Below are 14,043 nucleotides of genomic sequence, written 5' to 3' on the forward strand. Positions count from 1 at the left end.
AAAAAACATTAAAAGTAAATAACCAATAAATAAAAAAAGTATCATTAAAAAAGCGTATAAAAGTCTAATTTTTTCAAAAACTTGTTGTACTTAGAAGCTTGCCCTTTCTTGATAAGAATTTTATCTTTTTCAAAATGGAGTATTCCGGACGAACCAAGTATTTTGATTTCAAAAGGTTTTAAAACCTCAAGGGCTTTAAATAGCAAATTAGTTTCATAGTGATTATATATAGTGATTTTGAAATTTGAATATAATAGCTGACCAGCTGAAAGCAATAATTTTAATTCAATTGTTTTTTTGGAAAAAGTATTAGGGTTATTAGCTATGTTTGTAGATAGGTTATTTAATCTTTCAAGTTTTTTATATATTCTATTTTCTTTTGAAAAAGGGTTTCTAAAGTGTTTATATAAAAATACTGATATTATGATTATTACTATGACAATAATAGATTGTGTTTTAATATTATTTGTTAGCTCAATTAAAGAGTTTATTTCAGATATTAGCTGGCCCATGACTCACCTTCATAAAACATTACTTTGCTACAATTCCCCTTCAAGTGTTGAAGGGGTGGCAGATATTAGACTGACGGGGTAGTACTTTTTTGAAATCTACAAACTATCCAACTCTTTCTTAGCAGATTCTAAGTTTAGTTTATCAGCACCAGTAGGGCAGTATTTAGTGTTTTCAGCTGTAGGTTTATTATCTTGATATAGTGCTATAGCTTGATTTAGATACTCTTTAGCTTTTGAGTTATCTTTAGGTAATCCAGCAGAGCCATCCATATATGCTTCTGCTACTAGTTGTTCGCCCATTGCTATACAGTATGGAACTTGTTTTGTAAAACCATCTAAATTAACATTTAGAAAACTATCCTTAGCATCTTGACTACCATTAGCTATTGCAGTTTCAGTCCATTTATAAGCTGTAGATATATCTCTTGTTACAGTTCCATTTTCTCCGCTTTGATATACTTCTCCTAATTGATATTGGGCATAATCATTACCCAAATTAGCAGCTTTAGTTATATATTCTAGTCCTTTAGTTTTATCTGCTTTGCCAGCTTGTCCAAAGTAGTAGATGTTACCTGCTGTAGCATAAGCCCCAGATAATGATTTATATTTTTCTTCTTCTGATAGCTTGTTAGATTTAGAATAATCAATAGCCCAATTTAAATCAGATAAGCCATCATTATAGTTCTTTTGAACTACATTAGCAGAACCAATCATAACAGTTGCTAAGAAATCTTTTTTTGCATATGGCTTACATTTTTCTATAGCGCCATCATAATCTCCATTAATACCTGTTTTGTAACAGTCTTCAAGATTTGCAAAAGAACAAGTTGATATACCTATTAATAAAGTTGATAGTAATAGTTTATTTTTTAGTTTCATTTTATTTTCCTTTTTTTAGATACTACGGTCAAGCCGTAGTATGACAATTTGTTTTATTTTTTAAAGTACTACCCCGTCAGTCTAATGACTGCCACCCTTTCGACACTCGAAGGGGAATTGACTATGGATATAGATTAGATAGTTTCACCCATTGTTGATAAATATTATCTTTATGAGCCTCTTCCCAAGCTGCCCACAAGGTAGTGGCGATATCAATAACAAGTAATATCTCTCCTAAGTATGGAATACTTAAAAAAGCTACGGCTTCTATACCAAATCTTTTCAGTCCTAAAATAGCAGTTTCTTTAAAAGTTTCTTTAGCCACAACTTCAGCACCATTTTTTAGACCTTGCTTAGCACCTTGTTCTAAAAGATTACCACTTTGCTTAGCCAAATTCTTCTTAGCACGGCTTTCAATAGCCATGTCTTTTAGCTTTTCTCGAGCTTGATCTTTAAGCGTATCAGCGATAGCTTTAGCAGAAGACACAGTAGTAGCACCAGCATTTATAAAGTTAGCCATATCAGCCCGTATAATATGCTCATCATTTTGGTTCATACTCTCAGCAAGGCTTCGAACACTTTGTATCAGCTGTAGGGTGCTTATACCTAGCCCTAATGTCCCAGTTACTACATCATTCATCTTGAGTAGTTGACTAATATCTTTTTTCTTAGTCATTAAGTTATCTATCTTTTTGGTAGTCTCTGTCTCTATACTGCCAAATAGCTCTGTGCATGGTACTACTTTTAGCATCATACTCAGCTTGTGATTATTCCATTTGTTAACTATCTCAACACAGTTTTTTTGTATATCAAATACCTGCTTATACAATCCCAAACATACTATAGCATTATCTACACCTTCTGTTTGCTGTAGTTTTTGTAACTTTTCATTTAGCTCATCAATAGCACTATATGTACCATAACAACTCTCCATAATTCCTTTTACAAACTTAAATCTTAAACTACCAATAGATGTATTTTTCAGCTCTTCATATTGCTTTTTATCTATTAGATTTTTAGTTTTTAGTTTATTTTGCTCATCTAGCTTCTTGAGATAATCATCAGTCTCAGTATGTACTTGCTGTTGAAACTCTCTATAAGAGTTTTCCTCTACGAAGTAGTGAGTCTCTCCTTTATAATATCTAGTCTCTACAGCTATATTTCTCTCACTAGCAGCTTTAGCTAATAGTGGGCTAACTTCTTGAGCTATACTAACATTTGTATCAAATTTACTACTTAGTAATATTCTAGTGATAGATTTACCATTCGGTGCACCAAAGAAGTTCTTCACCTCAAAGCTATCTTCTACCATCTGTGTGAACTTATCTTTTAGTGCTTTGTCACTAAGGATATTCCTTGTAAACTCATTATTAGCATATCTGATATGTACTTTGTTTATAAAGCTAGTTATAGCAGTTTCTACTTTTTCATCTGTGATAAGGCTAATAGTAGCAGAAGGGATATCTTTACCCTTGATAATACTATCAACTAGTTCATAAGTAGTAACACTAGTTTCCCCAGCTATTTTTTTAGCACCTTTTTTCATATACTCTTCAGAGTATTTCATCACGGCTTCATTAAACTGGTTTCTAGGTACAGGAGTATCTTTAGCCTGAGATAGTATTAGTTCAACACTATTACTTAGAGCTAGTTTCTTAGCATCATAAAGACCTTGAGATTTATCAGCTGGTACAGTATCACTTGGTATTAGTAGTTCAGATACCTCTGGTTTACCTCCCTCTAAGAAGGTGTTTAAATCTGTACCTGTAATTTGTGATACGCTGTTGGCTACCCATGTGCGGATTATATCATCAGAGGCACAATCATTAGGCTTCAATGCTCTAGTAATATATTTCAAACCGTCTGGAGCTTTGCCTTTTGCATAAGCACCTATATCTGCAATTACTGTCTTAGGATTATCCTTTTGTACATAAGTAACTTCAGGATCTCCTTTGAGATTGAGTTTCTCATCATAAGTTTTGACAGTTTTTTTATAATAATAGATATGATACTCATAAGTTGTCAGTGTATAGCCCTCTAATGTATATATATAAGAATCTTTACTATTTGTAGAAACCATCTGACCTTTAGAATCATGTTTGATTCTTATAGTATCAACAGGTCTATTACTAATTACATCATACAAGCTATCAGTATCTTTTGGATCTAAACTAAGATGATTGACAGTATCAAACCATTTTTCAAAACTACTACTATAGCCATACGCTCCTTGACTGAATATATCTCGCCAGCACTCTATCAGGCTATCATTAGGATCTACCCAGTCTAATCCTTGCTTTTGAAATGCTTCCATCAGATTACGCATTAGCTCACGTGCTTTGGATCTAAGGTTGTATTTTAAGCGATCTAAATCAATAGTACTTTTGGTACGCTCAATCTCTTTAAGCTTAGCATTGTATGCCTCCCACTGCGGTACTTTAGATCTATATTGTGCTTCTACATCAGTATTAGAGAATCTAAAAGTTTTGTTGTATGGACTCAAAGGGTTAGTATTATCATCATAATCCATATCGTCCATATCAACACTAATTAAACCACTAGCTTGCGGATTAAATAGGAAATTTGCTATCAAAATAGAGCTTTTGCCATAGTTATCAGCTTGGATTTGGACACAAACATTACTTAGTTGAGTTTGTAACCAGTCTATAGCGAAGTTATTATTATTCATCACTCCAAGAGGATTATCTAATAGCAGATTCCAACCTATAGTTTTACGGTTATAGTTGTATATAGGGTAAACTTCTAGCTCTGTCCACTGTGTTTGAGTTGCACCATTATCTTGATAGTTATATTTGATATCACGAGCTTTAGCTTTGGCATGAGAGATATTCTCTACTAGACTCATATCAAAGCTATCTTTGAGATTAGAGCTATTTAGAGTCTTGGCATGTTGGGTTTGTAGTTTACTATCGCTTTCTATTTTGGCTAATCTAGCAGATGATAATTGTACAGTACTAAATAGTACAACTACTTTTTGTAGCTTATAAGTTGCTTGATCTTTTGCATAACACGCTGGTAGGGGAATCTGAGCTTTGGCACTATCTGCATCTGCTACACGATAGTCACAGTCTTTATACTCTGATATATCAACCTCTGCATAGAATGTATTATCATTAGTGATACTAGATTTATATTCTTTGTACAAAGATAATTCCGCATAACCTTCAACCTTGCTGTCTTGCAAGAAGATATAAACATATCCCTCTGCCATAGTTTCAGCATTTATAGGTTGTAGGTCTTTTATAATCTCATCTTGTAAATGTTTTTTAAGAGTAGCATTTTTTTGCTGTTGTTCTTTTAACTTATCTTCTAAATTTTTTATTTCATCTTTTATTTTTTGATATTCAGGTGTAGTGCTTGCTAAATACTGAAATTCTCCAGCAGCTAAACTATCAGTAATTTTTAATTGATAATTTTTAGCATCAATCTCTGCTTGGATAGCCTTTTGTTTGGTTTGTATGCCGTTATTGATTAACTGATCTAAATTACTATAGTCTGTTGGCAATTGGACTTGCTTATCTTGATCTGCGGAGTCAGGTATATATAGATTAGTTATCTCTCTTAGTATATATTCTTGTTGCCCTGTAGATAGTCTACTTAATACTGCTATATTGCTTGTACTATTTGCTTTTGGTGTATTATTAGGAGTGTTCTTACGCCATCTTGGTGTTACTAGTAGATGTTGCAAACCATCTTTTAAGTCTGATTTTCTAAGACCTCCATCAGCTCCTGCTTCAGCATCTGCTACTAGACTATTAACAAGATCATCCAAATCATCCATTTTTTTTACATCAGGACTTTTACAGTTATTGTAAAAATTCATAGTTGATGTCAAAAATTTCTTATCTGATATATCAGTAAATTTACTATTGTCCATCGTCTTGCTCACCAATATTATATTCTTTAGCAGTTATCTTAGATTCTTTTGCATTTAACTCTAGTTTTTCTATTTCCCAATTCATACCTTGTAGCCCAGTCAAACTATATTCTGCATAACTTCTAGTTGCTTTGTTTGACTGCATAGTTATATCGCCTTTGATATTAGTCTCTGTTTTTTTGGTATAGTCTTCTAGTTGTATGGTTTCTGTATGTTTTTTTATTTCATTCTCGGCTATATTTTTGATTTCATAGCGATCACTTAGTTTTTTAGTTTCTTCAAACTTAGCATTATGAATGACACTTAGATTACCTTGATGATCTCGCTTGTAGATTGCATCAGTAGATATATCTTCGGCTTTAGCTAGGCTATCTGTATGGTAGCTCTTAGCTTGAGCTAATTTATTAGCTTGATATTGACCTACTAGCTTTGAAGAATTGGTATTATTATAATTCTGCGATGTGTAGTTATCATGCCATGTTAGGATATCTGTCTCAGGATTATCATCACTAGCTACTAGCTTATCTGTATAGACTATATGTTGTTCTAGATTTGATTGATAATTGATACCACTATCATCAGCAGTTATGATTTCATCAGCATCGGGTAGGGGAGTCAAGTCAGATTTGATAGCCTTGAGCTGACATAGTTGTACAGTCAGTGTGCTAGTATTACCATTTATGTTGAATTTAAATACCAAAGGTTCAGCATCTTTTAATTCAACAAAAACTCGCTGCTTGGATATCTCAACACTATTTCCAGATATCTCTAAACTACCTTTGCCAAATATACTCCAACCAACTACTAAACCATAAGTTTTTGTTTTGCTAAGAGGTTCTGCTTGGATACTTATACTTTTGATATTTTCATCAAGATTTGATCCTTGTGCTATTAGCTGAGTTTGATTATCAAGTGTAATCTTAAAATTATAGTTATTTTGCTTTTTTTCAAAGCTATAGTATTGTTTTGTTAATTTTTCTTGTTGGCCATCTAGCTCTATTTTGTTTTCAGTTGGTCTCTCTGTAGCCCAAATAACTGTAGTTTGATAATTATCATTAATCTTTGCAGTATTAAGCTTAAAATCTGTAATAAAATTAGTATCTACAGCATTAGTAGCTGATTTATTTTCACTGAAATTTTTGATGAAATATCTATGCAGATAATTATCACTATTTATAGTGTGTCTATAATGATCTGTAGCTTTATCTGAAGTAGTTCTCTTATCTACAGTTATATTCTCTATATCGCCATAGTTTAAGGCTATATCTCCAGCTGCTATATCTATAGCACTATTTACACTACGCTTGATAATTCCTTCAAGGTTAGGGTAATCATTTGAGAAAGTATTTCGAGTAAAGTCATCATTATGACTAGTAGTATTCTCTCCACCCAAACCTAACTCACTAACTTTGCCCTCTGAGCTTTGACCATATAAGCTAACTTTGGAGTAATCTTGCCCAGCTCTAGTCCGTGTGAAACCTAGTCCAACATTACCTGCACTATATATACCACTATCTTGGATATTCTTACTACTTACATGTTCATCTGCTGTAGCATCACTGCTAAATCCTAAACTTACATATTCACGATTATTATCACTAGTTGCTAATACCAGTCTACTATCACTTTGTGGACTACTATATACACCACCAGTTTTTGAACTACTCAAGCTTACATTTCTAGTATGGCTAAGATCTTTATCTTGATTAAAAGGTATATCGGATTTTATGGGTAATTTATTATATTTTCCTAGTCCTTGTTGACTATTGTATTTAAAGCCTTCCACAACCTTAGTTAGTGGTTTAGCTGCTAGAGGAGGGTACCAAGGATTGTCTGTTAATTCCAAAATATTTAGATGAGTCTCTATAGCCCAATGTTTGGTTTCTTCAACATTTGCTCTGATATGAGAGCTATATACCCAATATCTTTTGGTTTCTACACCACTAGTTAGCTCAATGATATCTCCTTCTCGATGTACTATATTTTCAAGAGTTAGCTGACTTAGTCCATTCAAACTATTAATACTAAGATTAATACGTTTGGTTAGTTCTTTGGCATCGTTTTGTTTGAAATTATTATCATAAAAAATTCTAGCAGCATTTTCTTCAGTGATTGCAAAAGGAGAATCTGCGATTGTTGCATCTTGTCCAAGATCTATATCATAACCAAGTATATCTAGATCTGGTAAATGTTTATATGTATGTTTTTTGAAGCTTTTGACTTGATTTATAGCAGTTTGATTAGCTGATTTAGTTACATTATAGCTACCACTCATTCCTGTCAAATCATTAGGCTGGCTATATATATCAACAACATCTCTATCTAAAAATTTGTCATTAGCTATATAAAAACCATAGTTATTGAATTGATAATTAAAAAATTCAAAAGCATTACCATTTAATAGTTGGCTACTATTTTGTTGTATTTCTAGAGAATTAAATAACCCTATGAAGTCAGCTTGAGTACTACATAGAGTTTCTAACATATTTGTAATTATTGCTTGATTTGAAGATTCACTAAACATTTTCTTTAGATAGTAATCTTTAAGAAAACCAACAACACTTCTACAGATAATTCTATACATCTGACGAGCTTGTTTTGAGTCATAGCCCAAAATAGCCTCTTTAACATATCCTCGTATAGAGCCACCGGTGATAGCAACACCTGAGTAACTAAAATCAAAGCGACAACCTATGAAGCTCTGAATGTTTTCGTCAGTATATGCTATAAACTCTACATCATAGCCATTATTGATTTTACCTAGATACTCAAAGCTAGCTACTTCTAGCTCTAGTTTTTGATCATCTATACTTAAAGTTAAATGTCTTTGGATACTCATGATTTTTACAACCTTTTATATACTATATTCAAAAAGTAAAGTTATAATCTTTTAATTTTTCTTCTTTGAAATTTCTCTACTATTGATTTGTACATAAGCTTTGCAAGAACTTTCATTTCAGTGAAATATCTAGGAGTACCAAGTTCTCTTTCAACTAAAAATGCCACAACAAGTGTGAAGTACTGGTCTAGATTAAAAGCCCATAACCATATCATACCAACCCAGCTAAGTAATAAGAAGAATGTGTATATTTTGCCCCCGATTAAACTAGCGATATAAACAATTAGTATGGTTGTAACTATCCAAGCAAGATTTAGTAATGTATATCTTATTAGAGTATTACAGTGAGTTTTTAACCATTTTTTTGGTTGCTGTTTTCTTTCTTTATTTGCAAAAAATAGTACAAAAGCCATTAAAGGGATAAAAAATACACTAAAAATATATAACAGATAAGTCATTTTCATTCTTTGTTTCGTTGTCATAATTTTACCTTTTATCTTGTTGGCTTCCAAACCAGTCTTGTAATAATATTTTTACCATTATAATCTGTTAGAGGAGTTGACTTGATATTACAGTCTTTAGTAACAGATAATACATCAAAGCTACTCCCTCCCTTGATAACAGCCTCTCCATAGTCCCTACCCAAAAAGTCTAAACTATTAGGAGAAGATGCTGAGTTATCACATATTTTTTGACCATTATTAGAAAGTGATACAATTTGCTTAGGTGTCGCTAAACCTAAATTACCATATAAAGAAACTGTACGTATATAGAATGTTTGTAAGCTTTGTTTTGTGAATTTATGTACAGCTAGAGGATTTTCTTGCTCCTCAGTTGTTAGATGCTCTCCTAAAGAGGATACACTAATATTGTTCAATGGATCTTTTGATATTGCATAGTTTCCATCTTCTCCACTAAAAACTAACATATTAAGTCTGTAAACGTTGCCATTATCGGTCTTTAGAGATAGTAGACATTTTTCACCATTAGGGTCTACTGAGGAAATTATACTTTCACACCCAGGTGTTGTACCTATTATTTGCCTACTTTCAGTAGTATTTTCAGCAACTGCTTCTTTTACTTCTACTGGGTCAGTAATAACATAAGTTTCACTTTTAGGTTTAAACCATGTGCTTAATCCATATAAGTTAGCGACCCCTAATAATAATGAAATAGTTAAGATAAAAGGCTTGTTTATAATTAGAGAATTCGTATCAACAGTATATGATGTGTCATAATGGTTCTGTTTCTCAATACTAGGTAGATATTGTTGATTAAGCTTATCTAAAATATCTGTCATGTTTTGTATACGATCTTCTTTTTTAAGTTCAAGCATAGACATAACTAAATCTTGCAGATCGCTATCAATATCATTTGGCTTCTCTGGGGACATCTCTAGTTCTAAAGCATCTTTGGCATTTTTGCCATTATACGGGTGATGTCCTGTAAGCATTTCATACATGATACACCCTAGTGCATACACATCATCAGCAGGAGAGGGTGCTTGTCTAGTTAGCATTTCATAACTAGCATATTTAGGAGTGAATGCGGCAAATGTTGTTGGATCAAAAATAGAAGCATCAGGATCTTTTTGATTAAAATTTGTTGTTTTTATTGTTCTTGCAATACCAAAATCAAAAATCTTAATATCGCCATTTTCTAGCACAAAAATATTAGATGGTTTAAGATCAGAGTGTACAATACCTTGATTATGTACATACTCTAGTCCCTTAGCTACCTCATTTATAATATGTTTGACTTGTTTGATGTAGTTTTCACAATTAGGTTTTGCTTTTCCGCTATTGCGAGCTTCTTTCATCCATTCTTTAAGGTGAATACCATCGATTAGCTCCATAACCTTATATACAGCATCATCGCATCTATTGAAATCATATACTTTAATAACATTAGGATGAGATAATTGTTGTTCTTTGTAAGCTTCTCTTTGTAGAGCTAAAAATGCTTGTTTATATTTTTTGACATCTTGGCTAAGTACCTTGATAGCAACAGAGCAGTTGTTTGGTTTTACCTGCTGACGGATAATATCTGTAGCTCGATATACTATCCCCATACCACCAATACCAATGATATCCTCTAGTTGAAATCTATCATTCAAAACTCTTTTCTCATCAAGCATTTGATAGGCAAGTTTTTTATCTTTATTACCTATTGAAAGGTTTGTGCTTGTTCCAGCAGTTAAAGTAGCATCGCTATCAATGCTAATAATTTTTGATTCTTTTTGTTGAGTTTTAGGTTTACTTTTGGATGGCTGTTCAATGATAGTAATGGTTTTATCGGTGTCTGCTTTGACTATTTTAGATTTATCTTTTGGTTCTTCTTTTTCATCTTTGATTTGAGTAGAAGATTCTTTCGTTAAATTTGAATCAGCTTTATTACTAGTGATATTTGCTACTTTGCCTGTAGCTTGCTTTTTCAAAAAATCACTCGCTAACCCAGAAGCATTTCGTTCAGGTTTAGAAATCTTATCTTCAGTTATAGATTTGACTGTAGTGGTGCTTGATTCAGGTGTGGTTTTTGTACTCCCTTTAGCTTTAGCAGCTGTAGTTTTAGTAGCACTTGATTTTGCTCTAGTTGCAGCGCTTTTAGTTTTTGTGGTCCCCGTAGCTTTTTTAGTAGCTGTGGTCTTTGTAGTACTTGATTTTGCTCTAGTTGTTGTAGTTTTAGCTTTTGTAGTACTTGTTGTTTTTTTAGTAGTTGCCGAAGTAGGCTTTTTTGTAGTACTACGCTTAGCTGTAGTTGTTTTTTTATTTTCTTCTTGATTATTATTTTCTTCAGCCATTTACCCGTGTCCTATATTAATTAAATTTGATTTCATATATAAATTCACTATTTTCATCAATATCAATATGGATTGATTTTATTTGTGCGTCATCACACATGGCCAAAAGTAGCTTTTCAGAAAGTTTTGGCATTACATTAGCTTTTAGAATCATATCGATATTTCTTGCGCCTGTTTCTACTTCTTTGCATCTATCTGCAATATTTTCTAAGACACTATTACTATATGTAAGTTCTATTTTATTTGTTTTTCTTAGTTGTTTTGCAAATTTGTTTAATTTAAGTGTAGCTATCTCCTTTAGTGCTTCATTACTCAATATGAAATATGGAATAATTGTTGTTCTAGCTAGGAGTGCTGGTTTAAACCAATTACTTAAGACTGGCCTGATCTTTGCAACTAAATCTTGCATAGAAATATTAGGATCTTGTAATGTTAGTTCAGTAATTTCATGAGTTGCAAGATTACTTGTTAGAAAAATAACAGTATTGCTAAAATCAATTTCTTTGCCTTCTCCATCTGTTAAAGAGCCCTTATCAAATACCTGATAAAAAAGATTCATAACATCTAAAGAAGCTTTCTCAACTTCATCTAATAAAACAACACTATATGGTCTTTGACGAACAGCTTCTGTAAGCACGCCACCTTCACCAAAACCTACATATCCTGGAGGAGATCCTATCAATCTACTAATTGTATGCCTTTCTTGATACTCTCCCATGTTAATCGTACACATGGAGCTTTCTCCACCGAATAAAGTATCAGCTACAGTTAGTGCTGTCTCAGTTTTACCAGCACCACTTGGTCCAACTAAGAGAAACACTCCCATAGGTTGCTCTGGTGTTTTAAGACCTGCTTTAGACATTTTCAAGTGTTGAGCAACTTGAAGCATTGCTTGATCTTGACCCTTTATTCGTTTGCATAATGTCTCATCCAACGTCAGCAAACTCTGAGACTCATCTCTTAGGACTTTACCAAGGGGTACACCTGTCCAGTCAGAAACAACTTTAGCAACAGTATCAGGAGATACTTCAAAAAATACCATAGGAGCATCATCTTGAGCTTGCTCTAATTGATTAGTTAAGGAGCTACGCTGTTCGATTAGTTCAGACAAGACTGTTTCATCATCAGTTTCTAATATCAGATCATGAACACTTTGTAATTCTTGTATTATTTCCTTTTCTTTTAGCCATTGTTCTTGATTAATTTTAATTTGCTGGTTTAGGTTGTCAATTTTATTTTTTAGAGCCTCTATACTGTTCTTGTCTGTATCTACGCCTCTAGCCTCATCTTCTAGTAGACCTTCAAGCTCTCTTTCATATGCTCCAATATCTTTAATAGCGTGATTAATAATGCTTGGGCTAGAACTCATTGAGACTTTAACCCTAGCAGCGCAAGTATCAATCAAATCAATAGCTTTATCTGGTTGATTTTTACCTGTTATATATTTAGAAGAAAGATTTACAGCCATTCTTAAGGCATCATCTCGAATAACTACACCATGATTTTGAGTATATCTTGATTTTAGACCCCTAAGTATAGTCACAGTCATATCATCATTTGGAGCATCTAGTTTGACTAATTGGAATCTACGCGTTAAAGCAGGATCTTTTTCAAAATATTGTTTGTACTCTTTCCATGTGGTTGCAGCAACAGTTCTTAACTCACCTCTTGAAAGTGCTGGTTTTAAAATATTGGCAGCATCATTACCTGCTTGACCACCAGCTCCAATTAATCGATGAGCCTCGTCGATAAATACAATAAGTGGAACTTCAGATGATTTTATTTCATCTATTACAGCAGTTAAACGTTTTTCAAACTCTCCTTTGACACTTGCACCAGCTTCAAGAAGGGTGATATCTAATGATAAAATTTTTGTATTCTTAAGAACATCAGGAACATCATTTTCAGCTATTCTCAGAGCCAGACCTTCAACAACGGCTGTTTTACCTACTCCAGGTTCTCCAACTAATATGGGATTATTTTTTCGGCGACGACAAAATATATCAAGCATTTGATCTAACTCTGTTTCTCTACCAAATACTGGATCAATTTTACCATCTAATGCTTTTTGAGTTAAATCCTCACAGTATTTTTCTATTGCTGAGTCACTATCTTTAGAAGATTCTACCTTAGTAGTTTTTTTAACTTGATCTTTTTCTGAACTAGCAGCAACAAAGTTATCAAAATCTTCTATAAGCTTATTTTTAGATATTATCTTAAGTGACTCAAGCAGATTCATTTGTGATAAAAGAGCTTTTTTATTTAATAAAGCTAAAAAAACATAGCCAGATCTAATGTTTTCTGCATTAAATTGTAGTGATCCTATAGTCCATGCATCTTGAATAATCTCTAAAAGAAGAGGTGAAAATAAAGGCTTGCCAGAGTTTCCAGTTTCAAAGTCTCTTAAGTTAATTTGTAACTCTCTAACTACATCTGGAACTGATATATCATAATGTTCTAAAATCTGAGTAAAATCATTTGGTTGTTCATCTGATAAAATTTTTATTAACCAATGCTCTAAAGTAATTTCATAATTGCCTTGTGACATACACAACCCGACTGCAGATTCTAATGAAACTGTTAGTTTTTTATTTAATTGCTTTACTAAAGTTTTGAGTTCTACTAAAACAGACATTATTTCTCCTTTTATTTGGATATGTAGAATCTAGCCTGATGGCTTGTTGATAAGATCATTGGAGCGGTAGGGCAATTGCCGATGTTTTGGACTTTGTGTGTACCACTATTTGTTACAGCTTGATTATTTATCGAAAAAATATTGCTAGCATCTGTTACTTTTTGAGCAGGCATGCATGTTGTTCCAGTAATAGCTCCTGGCAGCATTGGTAAAGACAACGTAACAGGGTGTATAGTATCTGAGGCATCTACTGGAGCGTTCTCAAAAAAAACGGTGCTTTGCGATTGAGCTCCTATTTGAGTAGCTGTCGACGTCCCAATTCCCAAAAAAGGACCATACATCACAGGCTCTAAACTAAAGTATATACCACTTCCTACTGTATTAATGATTCCAGCCATAATTTAAAAGAAAAATTTACAATATAGTTACATCATAGCAAAAAATAATATAAAATGTGATGCTTTTGGGAATTAAATATCA

Annotated in this window: 8 protein-coding genes; all 8 read right to left on the reverse strand. The window is 32.9% G+C overall.

The features are described 5' to 3' along the window. Positions 1–44: 44 nt before the first annotated feature. Positions 45–512, reverse strand: a complete 468-nt coding sequence (locus F0R75_RS03510; RefSeq protein WP_149377203.1) for a hypothetical protein — start codon at positions 510–512, stop codon at positions 45–47. 96 nt (positions 513–608) lie between these two features. Then, entirely contained in the window at positions 609–1,391 is a 783-nt protein-coding gene (locus F0R75_RS03515) for a tetratricopeptide repeat protein (RefSeq protein ID WP_149368315.1), read from the reverse strand. A 121-nt stretch (positions 1,392–1,512) separates the two neighbouring features. After that, on the reverse strand, positions 1,513–5,289 hold the full coding sequence (locus F0R75_RS03520) for a hypothetical protein (RefSeq protein WP_149368314.1): 3,777 nt from the start codon (positions 5,287–5,289) through the stop codon (positions 1,513–1,515). Further along, the gene (locus tag F0R75_RS03525; RefSeq protein ID WP_149368313.1) at positions 5,279–8,128 is read right to left on the reverse strand and encodes a hypothetical protein; all 2,850 of its coding nucleotides are present in this window, start codon (positions 8,126–8,128) and stop codon (positions 5,279–5,281) included. Before F0R75_RS03525 ends, F0R75_RS03520 begins: the two co-directional genes overlap by 11 nt. Positions 8,129–8,169: 41 nt before the next feature. Beyond that, positions 8,170–8,610 (reverse strand): hypothetical protein, encoded by a 441-nt coding sequence (locus F0R75_RS03530; RefSeq protein WP_146421447.1) that lies wholly within the window; start codon positions 8,608–8,610, stop codon positions 8,170–8,172. Positions 8,611–8,621: 11 nt separating this feature from the next. Then, positions 8,622–10,928, reverse strand: coding sequence for a serine/threonine-protein kinase (locus F0R75_RS03535; RefSeq protein WP_149368312.1), 2,307 nt, complete (start codon positions 10,926–10,928; stop codon positions 8,622–8,624). Positions 10,929–10,944: 16 nt separating this feature from the next. After that, positions 10,945–13,563, reverse strand: a complete 2,619-nt coding sequence (tssH, locus tag F0R75_RS03540) for a type VI secretion system ATPase TssH (RefSeq protein WP_149368311.1) — start codon at positions 13,561–13,563, stop codon at positions 10,945–10,947. 11 nt (positions 13,564–13,574) lie between these two features. Further along, positions 13,575–13,961, reverse strand: a complete 387-nt coding sequence (locus tag F0R75_RS03545; RefSeq protein ID WP_146421444.1) for a hypothetical protein — start codon at positions 13,959–13,961, stop codon at positions 13,575–13,577. Between the last annotated feature and the right edge of the window lie 82 nt (positions 13,962–14,043).

Source organism: Francisella marina, assembly GCF_008369785.1.
Lineage (GTDB): Bacteria > Pseudomonadota > Gammaproteobacteria > Francisellales > Francisellaceae > Francisella > Francisella salimarina.